This is a genomic window from Novosphingobium sp. BL-52-GroH (genome assembly GCF_044813085.1).
Lineage (GTDB): Bacteria > Pseudomonadota > Alphaproteobacteria > Sphingomonadales > Sphingomonadaceae > Novosphingobium.
The window spans coordinates 991723-1016495 of record NZ_CP171149.1; the positions used below are offsets into that span (position 1 = coordinate 991723).

The window sequence follows — 24773 nt, forward strand, 5'->3', positions numbered from 1 at the left end:
TCGCCGAAAACGGCTCGGACATCATCGGTCATTCGGCTTCGGTATTCGCCCTCCGCTTGGCGTAGCTGACCACGAACGATTCCCATACGCGCAGCCACTCCGCCTCGCTGCGCTGCCGGGCGATTCCGGGGAAGCCGGCGCGGAAGGCATCGGCCATCTGGTCGACCGACCATGGGTGGCCCTTGTCCACGCCAATCTTGCGGAAGGCTCCCTCCCGCGTCCCGAAGCTCAAGCTGCCGACGGGAAACGAAAGCAACGGTTCGCCATTCTTCGGTTCGCTGCCTGGCGCCTTCTTCGAGTCCGACAGTTTCGCCAGGACCGATGATCTCGGTGCCGTTTCGGCGGCGGGGGCTCCCAGCAACCTCAGATGCGGGCCAACCAGCTTGCGTTCAAGCGGCGCAGGCGAGGGATTGAGCACGACCTTGCGTCCGGACAAGTCGACGTTGGCGTTGGGATAGACCGCCGAGACGAGTTGCATGGTCTCGCGCACGGTCTGGCGGAAGCGCTTGCTGTCGGCCTCGTTGCCCAGGTGGCGGGCCAGTTGATCCCACGAGATCGTCTGGCCCTTGTCGCTGGTTATACGCGGCAGGCGATAGGCAAGGTAAGTATAGAGATCGAGCGCCGTCGGCGTGCCCTTGAGTTCCCGGATCGCAACTTCGTTGAGCGGCACCGCATGCTCGATCAGATGGCTATAGAAAGCCTCCGACATGCGGATTTCGCGTGCGAAGGCTCCGTTCTTCTCGAGGGAACCGGCATATTCGTTGGAAATCTTGACGTCGCGCACGGCAAAGGCGTTGTCGTCGGCCTCGGTCCCGTCCCATCGAATCTGCCATTCGCACGCAAGCAACCGATCGACTTGCTCACGCATCCGGTTCGCCGTCCCGCGCGGTCCGTACGATACCGTCTGGTAGCCGAGGCGTCGCATCCACTCCGTGAAGTTGCGCCCGAGATAGACGTCGCGCGATCGCTTGGTCACCGCCTGCGATAGCAGGTATATAAGGGCGACGCGCGGATAGGCCCCGTAAGGCACGCCAAGGCTGCGCAGCACCGGCTTGCCATCGACGTTCAGCAGGACGGGCCGGGGATTGATCGCGAGGGCATACTTGCCATCTTCGCGTAGGATCGGCTGGGTTTCGTCCTTGGGCCGCTTGGTCGGCAGCGACATGGCGCACAACGCGGAATGCAGGAAGGCCGGCACCGGCTCTTCATCCTGGACACGCAGGAAGGCATCCATGGTGATCTGCGAGCCGGCATGCCGGGCAAGCGAACGGACCTGTGCTTCCCCGCCATCGAGCATGGCCAGGGCATACTGGTGTCCGATCGGCTTGTTGCTGTCCCCGTTGTTCATATGACCCTGCTCTGCCCCGACTCATCGGGCTGTGATGTGGGTTTAGACAACAGGTTTGGCCTCGAAACGCAAGCAGGTTGGCAGTTTCGACGGGATTTGGCGGTTGAAACCTACAAAGGCACCGATGATCTCGGAGCCCTTCCTGGATTTCAGCCGCCCTGCCCCTCTTTTTCTGAAAACAGCCGATTCGCGAATCGGTTTTGATTAGGGATTCTTGTATTAGGTTTGCGCTCCGAGATCATCGGTCGAAATGGCTCCGAGATCATCGCAAAAACGCACCGGAATCATCTGCTTGCACCGAGATCATCGGTCTTGCCGGCAATCGGCTTCGGCAGGGCGTAAATCCGAGTCGCGTCGCCCGCGGCCTTCCGCTGCTGGCGGAGAAACGGCACCGAGATCATCGGTCGTTTGCATCATGATGGACCGGCCTACCCGTCCCTGCACGGCAAAACGGCTCGGAGATCATCGGCTTGATTGTAACACTGGTGGACGATCGTTGCTCGAAACTTCCAACACGGGTACTGTCGGCGCTCAAACCCACAAGACTGGTAATCATGGCGACCCATCCTGCATCCGATGCCCGCTCCGACGTCCCCGGCGAAGAACTGCTGGAGGATAGCCTTGACCTCCTCCATCGCAAGGCCCTCACCATCCTCAAGCGGATTCGCGACGGGGCGCTCGATCCCGAAACCGGCCACAAGGTCGGACCCTCCTTCGCGATCTCCAAAGCCGCATCGCTCGTCGGCCGGACCGCTTCGGCGATCCGCGAAGCCGAACGCGACGGTCGCCTCCCCGAGCGGGACCGGACGGCGTCGGGCCATCGCGTGCAATATACTCTGGAAGAACTCGACCACATGCGCGCCGTCTTCGGCACGCGCCCCTGGCGCGCTCCGGACGATGTTCCCGCGATCATCTCGATCTCGAACTTCAAGGGCGGAGTCGGCAAGTCGACCCTGGCGCTGCACCTGGCGCAGCACTTTGCGATCCGCGGCTACCGCGTGCTGTTCATCGACTGCGACAGCCAGGCCAGTTCGACAATGATGTTCGGCTATCGGCCCGACGTCGACCTGGGAGAGGACGACACCCTCTACGGACATTTCCACAATCCGGAACTGCTCGGCGTGCGCTCGATCATCCGCAAGACCCACTTCCACGGACTCGACCTGATCCCGGCCAACCTCAAACTCTATAACCTGGAGTATGAGATCGCGGGCTACCTTGCGCAGAACCAGAGCTTCGATGTCATCGATCTCATCGCGCAGGCCATCGATACCGTCGTCGACGACTACGACATCGTCGTGATGGACCCGCCGCCGGCGCTTGGCATGGTCTCGATGGCGGTGCTCCAGGCCGCCAACGCGATGGTCATTCCGGCACCGCCGAGCGTGATCGATTTCGCCTCGACCGTCTCCTTCATCGACATGGCGCGCACGACGATGAAGCAGCTCGAACAGCTTGGGGGCAGGGTGAAGCCGGCCTACAATTTCATCCGCCTCGTCGGCAGCCGCGTCGATGACAGCAAGTCCATGCACCGCGAGATCCTCACCATGATGCGGCAGGTCTTCGGCGGCTCGATGATAAATTCGGTGCTCAAGGTCAGTGCCGAAATCGACAATGCCAGCTCGCGGATGAAGACGGTTTACGAGCTTGATCGCCCGGTAACCTCGCATGAGGTCCACAACCGTTGCGTGCGTTTCCTCAATGACGTCTGCCACGACATCGAGCAGGACGTATTGCGCACTTGGGCGAGCCGGAGAGGCGATGTCGATTGAGCGTTGCCACGTGGCAACGATGAAGAAAAGCGCGTAATTTCATAATGATAATCATTTTTCGGAATTTCCGGGCGTGATTGTCGAGACGATAGGGAAGAGCTTTCGACGGTCCGGTTGCCACGTGGCAACATGGCAGTCGCAAGGCCTCTTTCAGGAAGGACCAGAGATATGAGCAAGGGTAATCGCGGCTTCGGAAGCAGCCTCACGGAAGGTCTGGACGACGAAGAACTCGACGCCTCCGCTCCGTCCGAAAGCATCATGGCGAGCCGCAGTCAGACCCTGGCGAGACTGGCTGCCGGCAAGGTAGTTACCGACCGCACCGAATGGGTTGACCCGGCTCGGTGCCGTCCTTGGCGGCTCCACAATCGCGACCTCGATCACCTCGACGAGGAAACCTGCCGCGACCTCATCGATGCCTTCTTATCAGCCAAGAAGCAGCGCATCCCGGCTATCGTTCGCCGCCTCCAGAACGATCCCAGCCATGACTTCGAAATCATCGCCGGCGTGCGCCGCTGGTGGACGGTGCAGTGGCTGCGCGCGCATCATCATCCCGATTTCGAATATCTGGTCACCATCCAGCACGTTTCCGACGAAGAGGCGTTCCGGGTTTCGGATATCGAGAACCGTTCGCGCAAGGACATCTCCGACTGGGAGCGTGCGAAGGAATACCTGCAGGCGCTCGAGGAGTTCTACGACGGATCGCAGAGCGAGATGGCCGAGCATCTCAAGATCTCTCGTTCCTGGCTCAGTCGACTGCTGGACGTCGCCAGGCTGCCGACGGAGATCGTCGACATCTTCGCCGATACGCACGATATCACCGTGCGCGTCGCCCGTGACGTCAAGCCCCTGGCCGGCGATCCTCGCGCGCTTGCGCTGATGGTGGCGGAGGGAAGGGCGATCGCCGAAGAACGGGCCGACCTCGGCACCCGGCTCAGCGGTCCCGAAATAGCCAAGCGGCTCGTCCGCGCAACCGTGGCCAAGGCAAAGGAGAGCGTCGGTGAAGTGGTGGTCAAGGCTGGCAACGGCAAGCCGATGCTGCGCTATACGCGATCGGCGCGAAGCGGGCTGGCCCTGCGGGTCCTGCCCAAGTCCGGCGCGTCGGTTGAAGAAATCATGACCGCGATTCGCGGTTTGGTAGGGGAATGAAGGACGCGGCCCGGTCCTGACCGGGCCGCGCTTTGGGCGAGATTGGTTGGGCCAAGCTATTGTCGCGCGCCGTCGCAAATGGTGAAAGGTCAATCCAAGGGCCGGCCTGCGGCGATGCTGGGCTATGTTTCCCCACGCTCGCGACAACGACGATCTGCGGAAGCGAAAGCTATCGCTTGCCGGGCAATGGGGCGCTTTCTTGGCTCGCGCAGCCGCGAAAATCGAAGGAATTTTCGTAAAATGGCCTGAGAGCCCCGTAGAGCGCGTCTGTCGCTCCTGCGCACTCTGGTTCAGCGAGTTGTCCTTTTCGCGCTCTAGATGGCCTTTTTGAGGAAGTCGAAATAACGGCCGAAAAGCAAGACCTTGGGCGATCCAGCCGGATGGATCGGCCGGTTCGACCCGAAATTCAGGCCGAATGCGCAGATTCAGTCGCTTTCGGCATCCGTTGAGCCGCGGTCGAGGAGGCTGTCGATGCGGGCAAGCGAGGCTTCGAAATCACCCAGCGCTTCGGTTGAAAAGGCGGACCCAGCTTCCGCTGCAGGTAGACAAAGGGCAGGGCTGTGGATGCTCGACACCGAATAGAGATGCGACCCCGAGATCGTGGTGCGATCGAGTACGCCCATCTCGTCGAGCGTCGTCAGCATGCCGCGCACCCCGAGCCGGGTCGCTCCAAGCAGGCCTTCGATCTGAATGGAGCGCATCGGGCCAAAGCCGGCCAGCAATTCGAACAAGGCTGGTGCGCGCGACGTGCCGCGGCGCCCGGGCATGGGCCGCTCCATCATGCGGGACGCATCTGCCGCATTGTTCAGCTTCTCGCCCCAGTCCCGTGCCACATCGAGCAGGCCATTGGCACGGATGGTCCGCGCCGTTTCCGGCTCTTGCACGGCAAACGTGTGAGGTCGGATCAAGCCGGGGCAGGGCAGGGCGTCGGACAGGATACCGGCCAAGCGCAGGCATTGGCCATACAGCAGTTCGATGGCCCAGTACGGCGAGGGGAGGGGGGCGCGTTCGAAGGTTACGAACCGGCCTTGCATCTGGAGCGGCGAAGGCAGGCGCTGCGTTGGTGCGAAGCGAACGTTTTCGCCGATTTCGCGATAGAGTTGCGAGAGTGACGAGAACGCGAGGGGCGATGGCGGGAGCCCATGTCGTTCGATCAAATTTCGCGCATCGGCGATCGTCGCATGAGCCTGTTCATGGGCTTCGGGATCGTCGAGGTCTTGCGGCGCGAGTAGCGCGGGCTTCATCCGCGCCGCAAGGTTGGCCAATGGAGCCCAGTTGCTGTGGGCAAGCTCGGTCAGTATCGCTTCGCACAGCGCCCGTGGCAACCGCGCATGGCGCGGCGGAATTTCGGCCAATGTAGCAAGACCGGCAAACCAGGCGTGGAACCGCTGTGCCGTGAAAAGATGGCCCTCCTGGCGCAACGCGGACACCAGCGTATGGCGCAGCATTTGTGCGGCGAAGATGCGACTTGTGGCCGGTGTGCAGTGCGCCAGGGCTCCGTCGACGCGACCCATCGCGAGCATCGCATTCGCCTCCGACGCCGCCGAATGGGGTTCATGCTCTTCCATTTTTGTGTCGAAAAACCCCTCTTTTTCAGCAATTCCGCCGTAGTTGTATAGCTAATGCAAAAAAGATATACAATCACTCGTACAAGGGCTTTTCGCGCGGTGCTACAGCGTGCCTGGCCGCGCGGCCCAACGGGGCGAGTGCTGCCCCTTACGATCAAGCCGCCCTCGGTCACGACCTGCTCGTGACCATCGGGACCGCCGCCCAATGCGAGAATCAGCCCCTGCGTTTCGGCGACCATGCGCTCGGCCGGTTGCGCAATGGCACTCGACCTCGCGGGCCACGGCATCCGCTCGAACACGATTGCGCCGACATTCATCGAGACGCCTTTGACGAAACCCTATTTCGAGGATGAGGCGTTCACGTCGAGCGTGCTTGCGAAGATCACGCTCGGTCGCATCGGTCAGGTCGAAGACCTCATGGGGGCGATCCTGTTCCTGGCGTCCGATGCTTCCGCGTTGATGACCGGCGCCGGTCTCGTGGTCGATGGCGGGTAGACTACCGACGGACGGGCGGGGGCAGGCTTCGCTGCTCTCGTCAATGCCGTTCGATGGAAACGTGGCGCAGTTCGTGGACGGGTGCAAGGCGGTGGCGCAGTTCGGCCTGGTCGCGCGATGTGTCGGCGGCGATGATCGCGGCGTGGGCGTCGGGACCGACGCGCCAGACGTGCAGGTCGGTGATCTTCGCGTCGCCCGGTCCCTCGATCGCCTCGCGCACTTCCTGTGCGACATGACGGTCGGTGCGGTCGAGCAGCACGCCGGCGGTATCCGTCATCAGCGACCACGACCAGCGCGCGATGACGACCGCACCCACTATTCCCATGGCCGGATCGAGCCAGGTCCACCCGAGATAACGGCCGCACAGCAACGCGGCGATGGCCAGTACGGAGGTCAGGGCATCGGCCAGAACGTGCAGGTAGGCCGAGCGCAAGTTGTTGTCCCCGTGGGCATGGTGGTGGTGATCGTGATGATCGTGCCCGTGCCTGTGCCCGTGATGGCCATGGTGATGGTCACCGGCGAGGAGCAGGGCGCTCACGATGTTCACGGCGAGGCCGGCCACGGCGACGATCGTCGCCTCCCCGAAGGCGACGGTTCCGGGTTCGAGCAACCGTTTCACCGATTCGACCCCGATGCCGATGGCGAAGACGGCCAGGACGAGAGCGGAGGCGAAGCCCGCGAGGTCGCCCACTTTGCCAGTCCCGAAGCTGAAGGCGGGATCGTTGGTGTGACGGCGGGCATAGGCATAGGCCATGGCCGCTACGGTCAGTGCGCCGGCGTGGGTAGCCATGTGGAACCCGTCCGCCAGCAGGGCCATCGATCCGGTCGCATAGCCGGCGACGATTTCACCCAGCATCATGGCAGCCGTGAGGGCCACGACCCAACCGGTCCGACGGGCGTTGTCGTCGTGCGAGGCACCCAGGAAATCGTGGGTGTGTTCGATACCAGCGTAGGCCGTCCTGTTCGGTTCCGTCATTTTGCGTAGCGGCGGATGGCGGTGATGACCGCCTGCACGCCTTCGTCGCGTTCCTGCGGGCTGAGGTCGGGCGCGGCTACGTGGGTACGCAAGTGATCCTCGATCAATTCGTCGATGAAGCCGTTGACCGCCCCGCGGACGGCCGCGCTGAGCAGCAGCGTCTTGGCGCAGTCTTCGCCACCGACGAGCGCACGTTCGACGGCCTGCAATTGTCCGATCATGCGCCTGACGCGCAGGACCAGTGCCTGGTTGTTCTCGCTAAGATGTCCCATACTATACCCCCTATGGTATATTTTGCATCTGCGCAGGGCGTCGGTGCCAGTCCCGGGCGGCCTGGGGATCGGCGAAACGAAACAGCATAGGCTTCGAAAAGGCTATGAATCTGCTCGAAAACGGTGGCGCGGCGCATTAGATGGGAAGGGCCAGCACCAAGGAAAAAAATCTTGTCTGACGATAAAACCGTTGCGCCCAAAGTCGAAGGCATCAGCGACTACAAGGGCCCCGCCGGTGGCTGGGGGGCGCTGGCTGCTGTCGCCCGTACCGTGCGCGAACAGATGAAGGCCAGCCCCGATACACGTGCGCTCCTGCAGATGAACCAGCCGGACGGTTTCGATTGCCCGGGCTGCGCGTGGCCGGACCCGAAGCACACGTCCTCGTTCGAATTCTGCGAGAACGGCGCGAAGGCCGTGACCTGGGAGGCGACCGTCAAGCGCGTCGATCCCGACTTCTTCGCGCGCCACACCGCCAGCGAACTGTGGACCTGGAGCGACCATGCCCTCGAAGACGCGGGCCGCCTGACCGAGCCTCTGAGGTATGATCCGGTCACCGATCATTACGTGCCCATCAGTTGGGACGAAGCCTTTGCGCGGACCGGCGCGGCATTGCAGGCGCTCGACCACGCCGACCAGGCTGAGTTCTACTGCTCGGGCCGGGCATCGAACGAGGCGGCTTTCCTCTATCAGCTCTTCGCGCGCGCGTTCGGGACCAACAACTTCCCCGACTGCTCGAACATGTGCCACGAGGCCACCAGCACCGGCCTGCCCAAGTCGATCGGAATCGGCAAGGGCACGGTGACGCTCGAGGATTTCGACCATGCCGATGCGATCTTCTGCATCGGGCACAACCCCGGCACCAACCACCCGCGCATGCTCGGCACGCTGGCGGAGGCATCCAAACGCGGGGTGCCGATCATCGTCGCCAACCCGATGCGCGAGCGTGGACTGGAACGGTTCAAGTCGCCCCAGCATCCCGCCGAAATGCTATCCACGCTTTCGACGCCGCTCGCCTCGGCCTATCATCAGGTCCGCATCGGCGGCGACATGGCGATGCTCAAGGGCATGATGAAGGCGCTCTTTGCGATGGAGGATGCGCAAGGCGGCGTTCTCGACCATGCTTTCATCGCCGCGCATACCCAGGGCATCGAGGGCCTGCGGGCGGACATCGACGATACCTCGTGGACCTGGATCGAGGGCCAGTCCCGCCTCACGCGCGAGGCGATCGAGAGCATGGCGCACGTCTATGCCCGGGCCGAGCGGGTGATCGTTTGCTACGGCATGGGCATCACCCAGCACACGCACGGCACCCAGAACGTGCAGGCCATCGCCAACCTGCTGCTGCTGCGCGGCAATTTCGGCAAGGAAGGGGCGGGGATATGCCCTCTGCGCGGACACAGCAACGTGCAAGGCGACCGCACCGTCGGCATCACCGAACTGCCGACAGAGGATATGCTGGAGCGCCTCGATGCGGCCTTCGGCATCGTGTCGCCGCGCAAGCACGGCCACAATGCGGTGGAGGCCCTGGCGGCCATGCGCGACGGGCGCTCCCGGGCGCTGATATCGCTGGGCGGCAACCTGGCGGTGGCCATGCCCGATCCCCAGGCCTGCTTCGCGGCGGTGCGCGGGCTCGATCTTTCGGTGAACATCCTCACCAAGTTCAACCGCACTTGCCTGCTCACCGCCCGGGAGACGCTGGTCCTGCCGTGCCTGGGCCGCACCGAACTCGACGTGCAGGCGGCCGGCCCCCAATGGGTCACGGTGGAGGACAGCATGTCGATGGTCCATGCCTCGCGCGGGAAGCTGAAGGCACCGGGACCGATGGTCCGTTCCGAACCGGCGATCGTCGCAGGCCTCGCCAAGGCGGCGATGCCGCAATCCCCGGTCGATTGGGATGCCATGGTGGCCGACTACGACCGCATTCGCGACAAAATCGAGGCGGTCTATCCCGACTTCCGCGACTTCAACGTGCGGGTGCGCGAACCCGGCGGTTTCCGCCTGACGGTGGGGCCGAGCGAGCGCGTCTGGAAGACGCCGAGCGGCAAGGCGCAGTTCTTCGTCCATCCCCACGTCGAAGAAGATGGTGCGGGCCAGTCGCTCCTGCTCACCACGATCCGCAGCCATGACCAGTACAACACCACGATCTACAGCCTCGACGACCGCTATAGGGGCGTGACCGGGCGGCGGGACGTGATCTTCGCCAACGAGGTCGACCTTGCGATGCTGGGCCTGGCGCATGGCGACCGGGTGGATGTGACCACGCCGGCCGGCCGGACGCTCAAGGGGTTCACGGTGATCCGGCACGCCATCGCCCGCGGCTCGCTGGCCGCCTATTATCCCGAAGCCAACTGCCTCGTTCCACTGGACGATTTCGATCCGGAGAGCGGAACGCCGGCGTACAAGTCCATTCCCGTGACCATCGCAATCGCTTCATGAATCCCGTTCCGTGCCTTTCGGCGGGAACAAACTCGGCCGCTCGACCATTGAACTAACCCGCGCCGACGCCTGGCCCCACCCGGTTCAGGCGTCGCCGACCGACCAGTCGGCACGGGTCCAACCGCCACGGACGCCTGCCGACGTCAGAGCAGGATGACGAGTACGCGATGAGCGTAGGCAAAACCCCCCAGAGTTCCGCCCCCAGTCCAGCCACCCACGCCGCACCGGACGTTTCGGTCCAGTTGCGGGAGATATGGACTTCCTCGTTGGCCTGGTTTGAGGCCTACTGGCTGCAGATCATAATCGCCGGCGTGATCGCGGTGTCCATCGTTTCGGCGCTTTACGCGCTGCGGCGACTCGGGACCAAGCTCTGCGGACCGGGGCGCGGGCGCGGCGACTGGCTGGTCGTCGTGGGACGCGTCGTCTCCCGGACGACGAGCTATTTCATCATCATGGTCGCGATCCGGGCGGTGGACGGATATGCGCAGACCCCACCGGCCCTGGACCGCTTCATCACCTTCTTCTTCACTCTCGCTGCAGTGGTGCAAGGTGCGATCTGGGCGCGCGAGTTCATTCTCGGCGCGATCGAGCACCGCACTTCGGCCGAGCATTTCCAGGGCGAAGCCATCATCAATGCGATGGGTCTGATCCGGCTGCTCGTCAGCGTGGTGGTCTTCGCGGTCGCGGCCGTCGTGCTGCTCGACAACCTCGGCGTCAACGTGACCGGCCTCGTCGCCGGCCTGGGCGTGGGTGGCATCGCCATAGGCCTTGCTGCGCAGGGCATCTTCGCGGACTTGTTCGCGGCGTTGGCGATCATCTTCGACCGCCCGTTTAGCAAAGGCGACCAGATCACCTACGACAACAGCTCGGGCACGATCGAGGCGATCGGCCTCAAGTCCACGCGCATCCGGGCCTATACCGGCGAGCTGCGGATCATCGCCAACAAGAACCTGCTCGACAAGGAAATCCTCAACGTCAGCGGGCGCGATCACATACGGCTGCCGTTCACCATCGGCGTCGCCTACGAAACCCCGCCCGAGACGCTGGCACGCATTCCCGACATCCTGAAGGAACTGGTCGAGGCGGAAGGCGGCAAGGCGGCCCGTGCCGGGTTCGAGAGCTTCGGCGCCAGCTCGCTGGACTTCGCGCTGCTGGTCGACGTCCAGGGCAAGGATTGGAGCATCGCGCATCCGCTGCGCGACAGGCTGATGGTGGCCATCGTCAGACGCTTTGCGCAGGAAGGCATCTCGATCCCCTATCCCACGCAAACGGCCTTCACCGCCGCGCCGGACGGCAAGCTCATCATGCCCTACCCGGCGAGGGAAGCTGGCGCCGCCGCACAAGCCTGAACCGATACGCCGTCCCGAGGGGGGCCTGGGCTCCAGGAAGCCCTTCGTCTATTTCCATATGTCCATCGACGATCGGTTCGTGCTTGGCAGATGCATGGCGGCGAAAAATCGTATAGCGGTGCCGGGCGATGGAGCTTTCAGGACACCTCGTTGCCGATCCGCCCGCACCGCCGGTGCCGGACGCCCCGGAACTCGCGGGCGCTCCGCCCAAGCCCCGATGGTTGCGCTGGAAGCGCATCAAGGTGGGGCTTGCGGGCCTGACATGCCTTGTCGTCGCGACGGTCGGCTATCTTGCGGTCACCGCTCCGCTGTCGAAATCGCTGCAGCCCATCGCGCCGCCGGAGATTACGCTGCTCGCCGCCGACGGTACGCCGATCGCGCGCAACGGCGCCGTCACCGATGCGCCGGTCAAGGTGGCGAGCCTGCCGCCGCATGTGGTCCACGCGTTTCTCGCCATCGAGGACCGGCGCTTCTACAGCCACTGGGGTGTCGATCCCCGCGGGATCGCGCGGGCCGCCTGGAGCAATGTGACCGGGGGGAGCACGCAAGGCGGCAGTACGATTACGCAACAGCTCGCCAAGTTCACGTTCCTGACCGCAGAACGCAGCCTCACCCGCAAGGCGCGGGAGCTGCTGATCGCCTTCTGGCTCGAAGCCTGGCTGACCAAGGACGAGATTCTCGAGCGCTACCTTTCCAACGCCTACTTCGGTGATAATACGTATGGCCTGCGCGCTGCTTCCCTCCACTATTTCCATCGCCAGCCCGAAAAGCTGACCGAAGGCCAGGCGGCGCTTCTGGCGGGCCTCATGAAGGCGCCATCCCGTCTCGCGCCGACGAATAATTTTGCGCTCTCGCAAAAACGCATGCGCGTCGTGCTCCAGACCATGGTCGAAGCCGGGTACATGACCGAGCGCGAGGCCAAGGCAGTTGCAACGCCCCGGCTCGACGTGCGTGATCGCAGCGAACTGCCGACCGGGACCTACTTTGCCGACTGGGCGCTGCCACAGGCGCGGCAGATCGAGGCGGCGGGCTATGCGGGCCAGACCTATCGCACCACGCTCGATTCGCGGCTCCAGGCCGCTGCCCATCGCGCCATACGCCAAGCGGGCGCAGGCAAGACGCAGGTTGCGCTGGTGGCGATGCGCAAGAACGGCGAAGTCGTCGCGATGGTCGGCGGGCGCGATTACTCCGCCAGTCCGTTCAACCGCGTCACCCAGGCGCGCCGCCAGCCGGGATCGACTTTCAAGCTGTTCGTCTACCTCGCCGCGCTCAAGGCCGGCATGACGCCCGAGGATACGATTGCCAACACGCCGATCGAGGCAGGCTCCTATCGCCCGCAGAACGCGGGCGGCGCCTATTCGCAGACGATTACCCTGGAGGACGCCTTCGCGCGCTCCAGCAACGTTGCGGCTGTGCGCTTGTTCGCGAAAGTGGGTGACGAGGCGGTCATCGACATGGCGCGGCGGCTGGGCGTGACCTCGCCGCTGCCTGCGGGCGACCCCAGCCTCGCGCTCGGAACCGCTAGTATGACATTGCTGGAACTGACTTCCGCCTACGCCGGAGTTGCCGCCAACAGCTTCCCGGTCGCACCGAGGGCATTTCCGGTGCCCGAGGCCGGCTGGTTCGACTGGCTGATCGACGGCAAGCGCAGCCTGTCATCGCGCGATCATGCGGCGATCGAGGAAATGCTACGCGCGACGATCAACCGCGGCACTGGCCATGCGGCAATGCTGCGCGCGCCCAATTTCGGCAAGACGGGCACCAGCCAGGAGAACCGCGACGCGCTGTTCGTGGGCTATTCGGGTGACCTCGTCGTCGGCGTGTGGGTGGGCAACGATGACAATACCCCGCTCAAGGGTATCTCCGGCGGCACTGTCCCCGCGCGCATCTGGCGCGACTTCATGCGCGATGCCTTGGGTGAGCGACCGGCACCGCGGCCCAAGGCGGCGGACCCGGATGGGCCGGTCCAGCCGCTGGACGTTCCCGGGATCGGCGACATCCCGGTAGGCGATGACAGCCACATCCGCATCGAGGACGGGCAGGCGGTCATCAGCACCAAGCTCGAGGGCGTGCCGCTCGACTTGCGGATCGACGGGCAGGGCTTGCGGATCGGCTCGGGCGAGCCTTCGCCGCCGCCGGCGGCGCGGATCACGCCTTCCCCGACACCCACGCCGTGACGATCGCGCTCCGGCAGCATCGCGGCTGCCGGAGCGCTTCCTGATGGCTCAGGCGCCGGGCTTGGTCGCTGCTTCTGCGGGAGGTACGGGCAGGACCACGCCCTTGGTGCGGGCGTAGCTGTCCCAGTCGCTGACGAGTTCGGCCAGCTTGTCGGCATGGTTCGATGCGAGATCGGTGGATTCGGCCGGGTCGGTGGCGAGGTTGAAGAGTTGCCACTTGCCTTCGCCGGCTCCGTCGCGCGGATAGGCCGACCCGGTCTTGGGCAAGTAGACGGCCTTCCAGTCACCCTTGCGCAGGGCGCGGCGGTAGAACAGTTCGGTGCCCACGGGTTCCGAAGGGCTGCGCACTTCGGCGGCCTTGTCCTCCAGGACCGGCACCAGGCTGTGGCCTTCGAACGGGAGGATCGACCGGCCCCTGAACGACGCCGGCTGCGACAGGCCGGCAAGGTCGAGCAACGTCGGCGCGACGTCGGTAACGCTCAGGTAGCCGCGCGCGATGCGGTTGCCGACCACGCCTTTGCCCGATGCGAAGGCGGTCACCCGCGTGCCGCCCTCGGTGGGGTAGCCCTTGACGAGCCATGAGGGCGAACTGTTCGCCTGGGCCCACCCGGCGCCGTAGCCGACGTAGGACGTGGCCTTGCCGATGTTCTCCAGACGGTTGTCGATGCCCAGCATCTTCGCGCCGTCCGGGACGCCGCGCACCTGGAAGGGGGCATCGATCTCGCTGCCCTCCGGGCCGTTGTCGGCGAGGAAGACGATCACCGTATCTTCGTAACGGCCCGTGCGCTTGAGTTCGTCGATCACGCGGCCGACATTCTGGTCCATGCGATCGACCATCGCCGCGTAGACTTCCATCTTGCGCGATTCGATGGCTTTCTGCTCGGGCGTGAGGCTGTCCCATGCCTTGACGCCGTCGGGCGCGTGCGGCTGCTGGTCCAGTGCGACGAGGCCAAGTTCCTTCTGCCGCTTGAGCCGGTCTGCGCGCAGCACCTCGTAGCCCGCATCGTAGCGCCCCTTGTATTTGGCGATGACCTCGGCCGGGGCCTGCATCGGCCAGTGCGGCGTGGTGAACGGCAGGTAGGCGAAGAACGGCCGACCGTCGGAAGCGCCTTCGTCGAGGAAGCCGATCAGGCGGTCCGCGAAGTAGTCGGCAGAATAGCGGCCTATCGGGAACCGCACGACCTTGCCGTCGTCGCGATAGACGCTGTTGGCCTTGGCCTTCTTCCAGGCACCGTCCTGGTCTTCGCCGAAGTGGTTGCCCAGTCCCTGGAGCAGCGCGAACGAGCGCTCGAACCCGCGGGCGGCTGGCCCGCGCTCAGGGGTGAGGCCGAGGTGCCACTTGCCCGACATCAGCGTGCGATAGCCGCCCTGCTGGAGCAGTTCGGCGATCGATGCGACCCGGTCGTTGAGATAGCCTTCGTAGCCGGCGTGGCCGATCTGCGTCGGGCCCAGCGATTCCGCCATCGAGCCGAGGCCTGCCTCGTGATTGTCGACCCCGCTCAGCAGCATCGAGCGGGTGGGCGAGCAGGTGGGCGCGGTGTGGAAGCCGGTGAAGCGCACGCCGCTGGTGGCCAGGGCATCTAGGTTGGGCGTCGCGATCTCGCCGCCGAAGGCCCCAAGGTCGGACCAGCCCAGGTCGTCGGCGACGATGACCAGGAAGTTGGGGCGCCTGGCCTCGCGCGTGTCGCCGGGACGGGCGGCCGAGGGAACCGACGAGACTGGCTTGGCCTGGGCGGGCGTGGTCTGGGCAGCCAGCGGCGGCGTGAGGAGCGTGCTCATCAGAGCGGCGGCGATGACGGCGGCCCTGCGGGTCAAAGGGCGGATTTTGCGGCCGGTTGTAGGACGATTCACGGGCGTTCCGTATGTGGCTGGAAGGAAGCGGGAGCTAGCCCCGGACCATGCGCCGACCCAAGAAAGTTTTCTCAAGTGAAACTGTAGAGAATCTTTCTTGCCGTGTTCCATGAGTTCTCTACCCAAATGATTGAGATTTTCAAATGGCCGCCCGGCCGATGGTCGCTTTTCGCAAAAAAGGTTTGAGATGAAGAAAATTCTGCGTGCCACGACGCTTGCCCTGATCGGGTCGACCGCCCTGGCCGCCGCGCCTGTTTTCGCGGCCGATGAAGCCGCACCTGTCCTTGCCGACGATGCTGCCGAGGCGGCCTCCGGTCGCGATGCCGGCGCCGACATCATGGTCACCGCACGCCGTCGCAACGAGCGGATCCAGGACGTCCCGGTCGCTGCGAACGCTTTCGGCGGCGAGCAGCTCGCCGCGACGCGTACCTACAACCTGCGCGACCTGCAGCAACTGACGCCGAGCCTGGTCGTCACCAACACCAACCCGCGCAACACCAGCATCAACATTCGCGGTCTGGGTAACAACGTCTCGGTCTACAACGACGGGCTGGAGCCAGCGGTGGGTGTCTACGTCGACCAGGTCTATCTCGCGCGGCCAGGCCAGGCGGTGTTCGACTTGTCCGACGTGGAGCGCATCGAAGTGCTGCGCGGGCCGCAGGGCACGCTGTTCGGCAAGAACACCTCGGCCGGCGCCGTCGTCGTCACCACCAAGTCGCCCACGTTCGAGCCCGAGGCCGGCGGCGACGTCACGGTGGGCAACTACGACTTCCGGCAATTCCACGCCTATGCCAGCGGTGCCCTGGTGGACGACTTGCTGGCCGCGCGCATCTACGTCTCGAAGACCGACCGCGACGGCTACGTCACCAACCGCTACGACGGCAGCGACACGCAGGACTACCATGATTTCGGCTTGCGCGGGCAACTGCTGTTCACCCCGAGCAGCAACTTCAAGCTGCGGGTGATCGGCGACTATGGCCGCCAGCATTCCAAGACCGCGGCGGCGGTGCTGACCGGGGTGATCCGCCAGTACGATAACGGCACCAATTTTGCGAACAACTACAACGATCGCGCCGCGCGCCTGGGCTATACCCCGACCGCCATCGACCCCGGCGCGCGTATCGTCGATGTCGACGCCAACCCGCGCTACAAGATGAACCAGTGGGGCCTGAGTTCGATCGCGGAGCTGTCGATCCCCGGCAACACGATCACCTCGGTCACCGCTTACCGTGCGTGGAACTGGTATCCGCACAACGACGGCGATTCCACCAGCCTCGATGCCGGCAGCGATTTCCACCAGAGCAACGAGCAGCGCCAGTTCAGCCAGGAACTGCGCATCGCCTCGGAAGGCACGCGCAAGATCGACTACGTCGCCGGGCTCTATTACCTTTGGCAGTCGATCGATGCCGAGGCGCTCAACGCCTATGGTACGCAGGCGGCGTCCTGGTTCCTGGCGCCCAGCGTCGACCCGGCGGTCGGCGCGGCGGCGCTCAACGGCTATACCATCGTCGGCCATTCCAAGCCGGTGACCAACAGCTACGCCGCTTTCGGCCAGGCGATCTGGCACATCACGCCCACGATCGACCTCACCGGCGGGCTGCGCTACACCTACGAGACGAAGACCGGCTATTTCGAGCAGACCGTCAGCGGCGCCAGCCTCGACGGGTTGACCACTGCACAGCAGGCCGCCGCGACGACGATCCGCGCCCGCTACGGGGCTGCCAACTCCTATTCGGCCAGCACCAAGGAAGGCCGACTTTCGGGCGGCGCGACCCTTTCGTGGAAGGTGACGCCGGATGCGATGGTCTACGGAACGTATGCCCGGGGCCACAAGTTCGGTGGCCTGAACCTCGCCAACATCACCACCACGGGCCAGTATGCCGCCAATCCGGTCATCAAGCCCGAGACCATCGACAGCTACGAACTTGGCGTGAAGACTGCCTGGTTCGCCAACACGCTGACCGCCAACCTCGCCGCCTTCTGGACCGACGACAGCGGCTACCAGACCACGGTCGTCGACGTCGATCGCAACAACCTTTCGTACTTCACCAATGTCGGAAAGGTGCGCACGCGCGGCTTCGAAGGCGATCTGCGCGCCAGCCCGGCGCAGTGGCTCTCGCTCTACGCCTCGGGCGCCTATACCGATGCGAACTACGTCAGCTATGCCGACGCGCCTTGCCCCATCGAGGTCACCGGCCAGACCACCTGCGACCTGAGCGGACGGAGCCTGCCGGGCGTTTCCAAGTGGTCGGCCTCGGCCGGCGGCGAGGCGAGGGCGCCGGTCGGCTCGGTAGCCGGGCGTGATGCCGAGGCCTACTTCGGTGCGGACTACAGCTATCGCTCGACCTTCAACACCACTGCCAGCCTTTCGCGCTATTCGCAGATTCCCGGCTATTCGCTGGTCAATGCGCGCCTGGGCGTGCGGGCGCTCGACGGGCTCGTCGACATCCAGGTCTGGGGGCGCAACCTGACCAACAAGACCTATTACCTCAGCTTGTCGGCCGCCAACACCGGCGCGATCACGGGCACCTTGGGCGATCCCCGGACGTATGGCCTTACGGTCCGGACCAAGTTCTGATCGGAATCAGTGCGGAATCTGGCTTCGGAACAACAAGGACCCCGATGCCAGGCGGGCGGTAACCGGCCCGCCGTCCGCGAGGCGAGGCGGCACGGGACCGATGATCTCGGTGCCGTTCCGGCTGCAGCCGCCTCTTGCCGGAGCCGTCATCGATGCGGCCCCTGAACCGTTTCTCCAGGACAAGCGGTTGTCACCGACAGCGGCAGCGGCCATGACGGCCCGTGTCGCCACTGGGGCGCGCGCGTTCCAAGAGGGGCCATGACCGAGACGACGAGAAAGCCACGCGTACCGAGCACCGCCAAGGGGGAAGCGACGCGCAACCAGATTCTCGACGTTTCGGAGATCCTGTTCGCCCGCAACGGCTACCAGGGCACCTCCCTGCGCGACATCGCGCAGGAGGCCGGCGTGCGCATGGGGCTGGTGCATTATCATTTCGGCAACAAGCACCTCATCCTGGATGCCGCGCTGGAGCGCAAGCTGGACCTGCTGAGCCAGAGAATCTCCGATAGTTTCGCACAGGCCGAAGCCCGGCCGGGCCCTTTCGGTCTCGAGGAGATCGTCACCGCCTTCATCCTGCCGTTCCTGCAGGCGGTGTCGCGCGAGGACGAGCCCTTGCGCAACTACATCGTCATGACCTCGCACCTGATGAGTTCGTACCGCATGCCCGAGCTGCGCCCGAGCCTTGCCAGGCTGAGCGTGGTGTCGGAGATCCTGACTGACCGGCTGCGCAGGCACGGACCCGCAATATCCGAGGGCAACCTGCTCGCCGGCGTCTACCTGATCGAGGCGGCGCTGATCTTCATGGTGCAGGACCCCGGCTTTCTGGACGATCTCAGCCGCGACCACCACTCGGTCGCGCGGCTGGAGGACATCGCCCAGCCGGCGCTGCGCTTCTTCGCCAGCGGCCTCGAAAGCCTGCGCGAACCATCCTGATTTGTAGCCTGTCGGCTTGCACCGGAGCGGTGCCGCCTGGACACGAAGCCTGATCGTTTGGATAGTTGGTCGATCGACCAGTTCCTATATCCTGCCCTCGCAACGACGCGACCCGAGACAGGACGCGCGCTCCACGGGAAGGAGACGAGATGGCAAGGCAAGACATCGACGCGCTGATGATCGACGGTCGCAACGCCGCCAATCTACGCGGCGATCCGATAACCGGCGACCGCTACACCTCGCGCGAGTTCATGCAGCGCGAATGGGATCGCATGTGGACCCGCATCTGGCATGTCGCCGGTCGCACCGCCGAACTGGAAGAGGCAGGCGACTACGTCGTCCACGACTTCATGAACGAATCCGTGTTCTGCGTGAAGCAGGACGACGGTTCCATCAAGGCGTTCTACAACACCTGCCGTCATCGGGGCCAGCGGCTGGTGTGGGACGCCAGCTCGCAGGACAGCTTCCAGTGCCCCTACCACGGCTGGGTCTGGGGCAAGGACGGCGTACTGGAAAAGGCGCAGGACCCCGAGGACTTTCCGCAAGGCAATCCCTGCGGCAAGCTCAAGCTCAAGGAACTGCGCTGCGCCACCTGGGGCGGCTTCGTGTGGTACACGATGGACGACGAGGCGCCCGAGCTGCTCGATTTCCTGGCGCCGATGCCCGATCTCTATCGCAACTACCCGATGGAAACCGGGGTCCGCGTATTCTGGATGAAGATCGACCTCAACACCAACTGGAAGTTCGCGACCGACAATTTCTCGGAAAGCTATCACACGCGCACCGCGCACCCGCAGGTGCCGCCATGGATAGACCAGGACGTCGACACCTCGCGCCACGAGATGTGGCCGGGCGGGCACGGCCGCACGGTGCAGCCGATGCGCCCTTCGCTGTCGGACCGCCTGCCCGAAGGCGTCGACCATCCCTTCGACATGATCCTGCGGCAGTGGGACATCGATCCCGACGCCTATCCCGACTTCGAGACCAAGGCGATGCAGGGCTGGCTCGATCTCAAGGCGGCCAAGAAGCGGCTGTGGAAGGAGCGTGGCTATCTCCACTACGAGCACATGGATGACGAGGAGATCACCGACAGCCCGCATACGGTGATGTTCCCCAACGTCACCATCAGCTTCCTGCCCGACAACGTGATCTTCTTCCGCACCGAGCCGCACCCGACGGACCCGGACAAGTGCACGTTCGACTTGTGGTGCATGGCCTTCCCGGTCGCCGGGCAGACGGTGGTGGAATCGATCATGGCCGGCCCTCAGCCGCTGCGCGAGGCCGAGTTCCAGCACCGCGCCTTCGACAACGGCCGGGGCGTTCCCGAGATCAAGGACCAGATCGTCTACCAAGACATGCTTCTGGCCGAGGGCCAGCAGAAGGGCATGCATTCGCGCGGCTATGAAGACGCCTATCTCGCCGGGCAGGAAACGCGGGTGAGATTTTTCCACGAGGTGCTGAACGACTATCTCGAAGGGCGCCGCTGAACGTCGGCCCGGGATCGCGGGCCTGGCCGCGCCCATGTTTCGGCCAAGTTCCAAATAAAGACAGCCACCGGTCCCGGACCAAGCCCGGGACGAGGGGCTGCGACCGCAAAACCATAACGACAAGACGTAGGGGAGAACGGATATGAAGACTTGGTTCAACGCAAGTTCGCGCATCGCCCTTGGGGCTGCCGCCCTCATCGCACCGCAGGCCGTCCTGGCTCAGGAAGCCGAACAACAGGTCGGCGGCATCCAGGAAATCGTCGTCACCGCGCAGAAGAAGTCCGAGAACATCCAGGACGTGCCGATCTCGATCACCGCGATCGGCGGCGAAGCGCTTGCGACCACCCAGGGCACCTCGTTGCAGGCGCTGCAGGGACAGATCCCCAACGTCCAGATCGACAACTTCGCCAACACCCCGCAAAGCGCCGTCTTCACCGTGCGCGGCATCGGCGTGATCGAGCCCGACCCCTATGCCGGCAACACCGTCTCGATCGTGGTCGACGGGGTGCCGCAGTTCTTCTCGATGGGCGCGCTGCTCGACCTTTACGATATCGACCGCATCGAGGTCCTGCGCGGGCCGCAGGGCACGCTGTTCGGGGCCAATACCACGGGCGGCGTCATCAACGTGGTCACCGCCCAGCCGACCGGAGAGTTCGGCGGCCATGCCAAGGCGGTCTACGGCAACTACAACCGCTTCGACGTCACCGGATCGATCGAGGCGCCGCTGGTCAAGGACCTGCTCTCGGTCAAGGTCGCCGGCATCCACACCCAGCGCAAGGGCTGGGTCACCAACGTCGTCGACGGTTCGGACATGGGGCGCAAGAACATCGACGCGCTGCGCGCCTACCTGAAGTTCACCCCCGGCTCCAACTTCGACGCGACGCTGCAGGGCGAATACGTCAACGTGCGCAACGGCTCGCCGATCATCGTCAACGGCTCGTACACGGGCGAGGCGCTCTACGTCCCGCCGGGTACGCAGGGCATGTACGTGAGCCCCTGCGCGGGCGGCGGACAGTGCACCGCGCCCGACAAGTTCTACAGTGCCAACAACACCGTGCCCGATACGTCCAACATGGACACCTACTCGGGCACCCTGACGATGAACTGGCGCAACACCGGACTTGGCGACTGGACCTCGATCACCGGTTACAAGCACTTCAAGCTGCGTGAATTCACCGACCAGGACGGCAGCCCGCTGTTCCTCAACGACACCTACCGCCGCACCGAAGGCTGGCAGTTCAGCCAGGAACTGCGCACCAACCTGGAACTGACCGATACGCTCAACGTGCTGGTCGGCGGCTTCTATCTCAAGAACCACTACGATCACATCCAGGCCTACCGCCTGCAGTTCGCCGCGCCCGGCCTGTTGCAGACCAACCTGCAGGACCAGGACAACTACTCGGTCTCCGGCTTCGCGCAGGCCTATTGGCAGGTCACCGACCGGCTCAAGCTGCAGGGCGGCATCCGCTATTCGCACGAGCGCACCGTCTCCACCCCCAGCCTCACCACCAGCATCGGCGATCCGGCCGGTTCGAACTACACGGGCGAGGGCAACCTGGTGATCGGCAGCTTCATCACCGGCGGTCGCAAGAGCTGGAACAACGTCGGCTGGAAGCTGGGCGCCGACTACGAAGTGGCCGACGACACGCTGGTCTACGCAAGCTGGGCGCGCGGCTTCAAGTCGGGCGGGTTCACCGCGCGCGTCGGCGTCCCGGCGGACGGCGATACCCCGTTCAATCCCGAGAAGGTCGACACGTTCGAAGCCGGCATCAAGGCCGACTTCCTCGACCGTCATCTGCGCGTCAACCTGGCGGGCTTCTACACCAACTACCGCGACATGCAGGTCGCGCAGATATACTTCGACACCGACACCGCCACCCAGGGCAACCGCATCCTCAACGCCGGCAAGTCGGAGATCAAGGGCTTCGAGCTGGAGACCACCGCGGTCCCGGTCGAGGGCATGACGCTGCGCGCTTCGCTTGCCTACCTCGATGCCAAGTACAAGACCTTCCTTTACGGCGATCCGCTATCCGGCGCGGTGATCGACCTGGCAGGCTACCGGCTGCAGAACGCGCCGAAGTGGAATGCCAGCTTCGGGGCCAACTTCGTGATCCCGCTTGGCAACGGCGCGGAACTGGTGAGCGACGTCAACTACACCTACACCAGCTCGAAGTACTACACCGCGATCCTCGACACGCCGCGCGCCAAGATCCAGCCGACCCACCTCGTCGATGCCTCGCTGACCTACAAGCCGGACGGCGCCGCGTGGTCGCTGGGGCTGTGGGCCACCAACCTGCTGGATTCGCGTTACCTGTCGACGGTCTATGACAGCCCCGGCTATGCCGGCCTCGCCGGCTACGCCCCGCCGCGCCAGTGGGGCGGCTCGGTGAGCATGGACTTCTGAACCCGTCCTATGACGTCGTCCCCGGCCGAACCGGGGACGACGATGCCTCGAAGATGACGCTGATCCCGTCATCCCCGCCTGCGCGGGGATGACGAGATTAAAGCATGGCGCGCAGAGCAACCAGAACGGAGAAAACCATGAACCGTGTCGCAGGCAAAGTCGCTCTCGTCACTGGAGGAGCCTCCGGCCTCGGCGCCGCCGACGCGCGGACGTTGGCGGCCGAGGGCGCGCAAGTCGTCATCACCGACCTCCAGGCCGATCTCGGCCGCGAAGTCGCGTCGTCCATCCCCGGTGCGCTGTTCCTCGAACACGACGTGCGCGACGAAGCGCAGTGGCGCGAGGTGGTGGCGCAGACCATCGCCCGGTTCGGCAGCCTCGACGTGCTGGTCAACAATGCCGGCCTCGTGCGGTTTGGCAATGTCGAGGAGTGCGATCTCGCCACCTTCCGCCTGCAGATGCAGGTCATGGTCGAAGGCTGTTTCCTGGGCTGCCACACGGCCCTGCCGCACATGACCAAGGGCGGCGGCGGCTCGATCATCAACGTCGCGTCGGTCGCCGCGCTCAAGGGGATCAGCGCGATCCCGGCTTACAGCGCCGCCAAAGCCGGGATCATCGCCCTGACCCGCAGCGTCGCGGTCCACTGCCTCGAACAGGACTACAGGATACGCGTCAACGCCATCGCGCCCGGCGCACACGACACGCCGATGACGCGCCAGGCGCTCGACCAGTTGCCGCAGGACAACGCCGGGCTCGACCAGGTCAACGCGCGCGGTCAGGGCTCGCCGCAGGACGTCGCCAACCTCGTGCTGTTCCTCGCCTCCGAAGAATCGCGCCAGATCACCGGTACCCACATCGTCATCGACAACGGGGAGACGGTGGGATGAACATCGGACATGTGGCCGACATCCAGGCCATCGCCAAGGTGCTGGCCTGCCACAGCCGCGGCGTCGACCGCGCCGACGCGGGCCTTCTGGCAAGCTGCTACCACGACGACGGCACTGTCGATTACCGCTTCTACACCGGCGCGGCATCCGAGTTCGCGGCGATCCTCGCCGGCGCACAGAAGTCGGGTCCGGTGACGCTGCACCGCACCGCGCAGATGTGGATCGAACTCGATGGCGACCGGGCGGCGTCCGAGAGCTACATCATGGCCTACGCCTCCAGTCCCGGAGAGGGCGGTCCCGCCACCCAGCATCTGATCTGCGGCCGCTACCTCGACCGGCACGAACTGCGCGGTGGCGAATGGCGCATGAGCCATCGCACGTATGTGCTCGACACCAATGTGAACTGGACTGGCGGCCCGCACGTCGACTGCGCATTGCCGGGCATCGGGCCGCTCGAAAGCCAGGTGCCGGTTGGCGGCCATGGCGCCGCCGACGCCGGCATCGCCCTGCTGGCACGGGCTCGCGCTCAGGTTTCCGCAAAGACGCAAGAACAAGGATATCAGCCGATGACGCACAGCGAACAGACCCTCGACGCCGTCGTCTCGCGCCAGCAGATCGCGGACCTTACGATGGCTTATTGCCGGGGCGTCGACCGCGCCGACGTGCGGCTGCTGAGCCAAGTGTTCCACGAGGATTCCACCGTGGTCAGCGGCGCCTTCAACGGCAGGGGCCGCGATTTCGCCGCCGCCATCTGCGCGCTGGTCGAGGAGACTTACGAGCAGACCTTCCATTCGATCGCCAACCAGTGGATCGAGGTCGAAGGCGACGGCGCCGTTGGCGAGACTTACGTGATTGCCGCTAGCACCGGCCGCGACGGCACGGATACCCTCACTGGCGGCCGCTATATCGACCGCTTCGTCCGCCGCGACGGTTGCTGGGCCATCGCCGAGCGCACTTTCGTGCTCGACTGGCTGCGCAGCGAACCGAGCACGCGCGACATGGCCGGCGGCATGTATGCCGCGCTCGACCTGCACGGCGAACGAGGGCAGGGCGACCCGGTCTACGCGTTCTTGCGCGGCTGAGCTTCCGGTTCGAAC

Annotated in this window: 17 protein-coding genes; 12 read left to right on the forward strand and 5 right to left on the reverse strand. The window is 64.8% G+C overall.

Annotated features, from left to right (window positions below):
• Positions 1-28 precede the first annotated feature (28 nt).
• Positions 29-1348 carry a replication protein RepA gene (locus tag ACFFDA_RS04300; protein WP_404476346.1) on the reverse strand — a complete coding sequence of 440 codons (1320 nt, stop codon included), beginning with the start codon at positions 1346-1348 and terminating at the stop codon, positions 29-31.
• A gap of 554 nt (positions 1349-1902) precedes the next feature.
• Between ACFFDA_RS04300 and ACFFDA_RS04305 the strand changes: the two genes are divergently transcribed.
• Positions 1903-3120, forward strand: a complete 1218-nt coding sequence (locus ACFFDA_RS04305) for an AAA family ATPase (protein WP_404476347.1) — start codon at positions 1903-1905, stop codon at positions 3118-3120.
• Between the two features lie 168 nt (positions 3121-3288).
• Positions 3289-4266, forward strand: a complete 978-nt coding sequence (locus tag ACFFDA_RS04310) for a ParB/RepB/Spo0J family partition protein (protein ID WP_404478295.1) — start codon at positions 3289-3291, stop codon at positions 4264-4266.
• A gap of 425 nt (positions 4267-4691) precedes the next feature.
• Here ACFFDA_RS04310 and ACFFDA_RS04315 read toward each other — a convergent pair whose 3' ends face one another.
• The gene (locus ACFFDA_RS04315; RefSeq protein WP_404476350.1) at positions 4692-5834 is read right to left on the reverse strand and encodes a hypothetical protein; all 1143 of its coding nucleotides are present in this window, start codon (positions 5832-5834) and stop codon (positions 4692-4694) included.
• Positions 5835-6092: 258 nt separating this feature from the next.
• On the opposite strand from ACFFDA_RS04315, the gene ACFFDA_RS04320 reads away from it, so the two are divergent.
• Positions 6093-6329 (forward strand): SDR family NAD(P)-dependent oxidoreductase, encoded by a 237-nt coding sequence (locus ACFFDA_RS04320; RefSeq protein ID WP_404476351.1) that lies wholly within the window; start codon positions 6093-6095, stop codon positions 6327-6329.
• Between the two features lie 40 nt (positions 6330-6369).
• On the opposite strand, the gene dmeF is transcribed toward ACFFDA_RS04320, so the two are convergent.
• Positions 6370-7305, reverse strand: a complete 936-nt coding sequence (dmeF, locus tag ACFFDA_RS04325) for a CDF family Co(II)/Ni(II) efflux transporter DmeF (RefSeq protein WP_404476353.1) — start codon at positions 7303-7305, stop codon at positions 6370-6372.
• Entirely contained in the window at positions 7302-7577 is a 276-nt protein-coding gene (locus ACFFDA_RS04330; RefSeq protein ID WP_404476354.1) for a metal/formaldehyde-sensitive transcriptional repressor, read from the reverse strand. The genes dmeF and ACFFDA_RS04330 overlap by 4 nt, the downstream gene beginning before the upstream one ends.
• Before the next feature lie 171 nt (positions 7578-7748).
• Here ACFFDA_RS04330 and ACFFDA_RS04335 point away from each other — a divergent pair, with 171 nt between their 5' ends.
• The 3 genes from ACFFDA_RS04335 (at position 7749) to ACFFDA_RS04345 (ending at position 13539) form a co-directional block, all read left to right on the forward strand.
• Positions 7749-10013 carry an FdhF/YdeP family oxidoreductase gene (locus tag ACFFDA_RS04335; RefSeq protein ID WP_404476355.1) on the forward strand — a complete coding sequence of 755 codons (2265 nt, stop codon included), beginning with the start codon at positions 7749-7751 and terminating at the stop codon, positions 10011-10013.
• Between the two features lie 167 nt (positions 10014-10180).
• The gene (locus ACFFDA_RS04340) at positions 10181-11362 is read left to right on the forward strand and encodes a mechanosensitive ion channel family protein (RefSeq protein WP_404476357.1); all 1182 of its coding nucleotides are present in this window, start codon (positions 10181-10183) and stop codon (positions 11360-11362) included.
• Positions 11363-11490: 128 nt separating this feature from the next.
• The gene (locus tag ACFFDA_RS04345) at positions 11491-13539 is read left to right on the forward strand and encodes a transglycosylase domain-containing protein (protein WP_404476358.1); all 2049 of its coding nucleotides are present in this window, start codon (positions 11491-11493) and stop codon (positions 13537-13539) included.
• A 48-nt stretch (positions 13540-13587) separates the two neighbouring features.
• Here ACFFDA_RS04345 and ACFFDA_RS04350 read toward each other — a convergent pair whose 3' ends face one another.
• Positions 13588-15318, reverse strand: coding sequence for an arylsulfatase (locus tag ACFFDA_RS04350; protein WP_404478296.1), 1731 nt, complete (start codon positions 15316-15318; stop codon positions 13588-13590).
• Between the two features lie 259 nt (positions 15319-15577).
• On the opposite strand from ACFFDA_RS04350, the gene ACFFDA_RS04355 reads away from it, so the two are divergent.
• From ACFFDA_RS04355 to ACFFDA_RS04380, 6 genes are all read left to right on the forward strand, one after another.
• A complete protein-coding gene (locus ACFFDA_RS04355) occupies positions 15578-17968 on the forward strand; it encodes a TonB-dependent receptor (protein ID WP_404476360.1) in 2391 nt (796 codons plus the stop codon).
• A gap of 258 nt (positions 17969-18226) precedes the next feature.
• Positions 18227-18901 carry a TetR/AcrR family transcriptional regulator gene (locus ACFFDA_RS04360; protein WP_404476363.1) on the forward strand — a complete coding sequence of 225 codons (675 nt, stop codon included), beginning with the start codon at positions 18227-18229 and terminating at the stop codon, positions 18899-18901.
• A gap of 149 nt (positions 18902-19050) precedes the next feature.
• On the forward strand, positions 19051-20388 hold the full coding sequence (locus tag ACFFDA_RS04365; RefSeq protein WP_404476365.1) for an SRPBCC family protein: 1338 nt from the start codon (positions 19051-19053) through the stop codon (positions 20386-20388).
• A 142-nt stretch (positions 20389-20530) separates the two neighbouring features.
• On the forward strand, positions 20531-22792 hold the full coding sequence (locus tag ACFFDA_RS04370; RefSeq protein WP_404476367.1) for a TonB-dependent receptor: 2262 nt from the start codon (positions 20531-20533) through the stop codon (positions 22790-22792).
• 137 nt (positions 22793-22929) lie between these two features.
• Positions 22930-23676 carry an SDR family NAD(P)-dependent oxidoreductase gene (locus ACFFDA_RS04375; RefSeq protein WP_404476369.1) on the forward strand — a complete coding sequence of 249 codons (747 nt, stop codon included), beginning with the start codon at positions 22930-22932 and terminating at the stop codon, positions 23674-23676.
• The gene (locus ACFFDA_RS04380) at positions 23673-24758 is read left to right on the forward strand and encodes a nuclear transport factor 2 family protein (RefSeq protein WP_404476371.1); all 1086 of its coding nucleotides are present in this window, start codon (positions 23673-23675) and stop codon (positions 24756-24758) included. The genes ACFFDA_RS04375 and ACFFDA_RS04380 overlap by 4 nt, the downstream gene beginning before the upstream one ends.
• Positions 24759-24773: the final 15 nt, after the last annotated feature.

What these genes read in the sequence shown, in the direction of transcription:
- ACFFDA_RS04300 (WP_404476346.1), bottom strand. Translation starts at nt 1,348, where the DNA reads ATGAACAACGGGGACAGCAACAAGCCGATCGGACACCAGTATGCCCTG.
- ACFFDA_RS04305 (WP_404476347.1), top strand. Translation starts at nt 1,903, where the DNA reads ATGGCGACCCATCCTGCATCCGATGCCCGCTCCGACGTCCCCGGCGAA.
- ACFFDA_RS04310 (WP_404478295.1), top strand. Translation starts at nt 3,289, where the DNA reads ATGAGCAAGGGTAATCGCGGCTTCGGAAGCAGCCTCACGGAAGGTCTG.
- ACFFDA_RS04315 (WP_404476350.1), bottom strand. Translation starts at nt 5,834, where the DNA reads ATGGAAGAGCATGAACCCCATTCGGCGGCGTCGGAGGCGAATGCGATG.
- ACFFDA_RS04320 (WP_404476351.1), top strand. Translation starts at nt 6,093, where the DNA reads ATGGCACTCGACCTCGCGGGCCACGGCATCCGCTCGAACACGATTGCG.
- dmeF (WP_404476353.1), bottom strand. Translation starts at nt 7,305, where the DNA reads ATGACGGAACCGAACAGGACGGCCTACGCTGGTATCGAACACACCCAC.
- ACFFDA_RS04330 (WP_404476354.1), bottom strand. Translation starts at nt 7,577, where the DNA reads ATGGGACATCTTAGCGAGAACAACCAGGCACTGGTCCTGCGCGTCAGG.
- ACFFDA_RS04340 (WP_404476357.1), top strand. Translation starts at nt 10,181, where the DNA reads ATGAGCGTAGGCAAAACCCCCCAGAGTTCCGCCCCCAGTCCAGCCACC.
- ACFFDA_RS04345 (WP_404476358.1), top strand. Translation starts at nt 11,491, where the DNA reads ATGGAGCTTTCAGGACACCTCGTTGCCGATCCGCCCGCACCGCCGGTG.
- ACFFDA_RS04350 (WP_404478296.1), bottom strand. Translation starts at nt 15,318, where the DNA reads ATGAGCACGCTCCTCACGCCGCCGCTGGCTGCCCAGACCACGCCCGCC.
- ACFFDA_RS04355 (WP_404476360.1), top strand. Translation starts at nt 15,578, where the DNA reads ATGAAGAAAATTCTGCGTGCCACGACGCTTGCCCTGATCGGGTCGACC.
- ACFFDA_RS04360 (WP_404476363.1), top strand. Translation starts at nt 18,227, where the DNA reads ATGACCGAGACGACGAGAAAGCCACGCGTACCGAGCACCGCCAAGGGG.
- ACFFDA_RS04365 (WP_404476365.1), top strand. Translation starts at nt 19,051, where the DNA reads ATGGCAAGGCAAGACATCGACGCGCTGATGATCGACGGTCGCAACGCC.
- ACFFDA_RS04370 (WP_404476367.1), top strand. Translation starts at nt 20,531, where the DNA reads ATGAAGACTTGGTTCAACGCAAGTTCGCGCATCGCCCTTGGGGCTGCC.
- ACFFDA_RS04375 (WP_404476369.1), top strand. Translation starts at nt 22,930, where the DNA reads ATGAACCGTGTCGCAGGCAAAGTCGCTCTCGTCACTGGAGGAGCCTCC.
- ACFFDA_RS04380 (WP_404476371.1), top strand. Translation starts at nt 23,673, where the DNA reads ATGAACATCGGACATGTGGCCGACATCCAGGCCATCGCCAAGGTGCTG.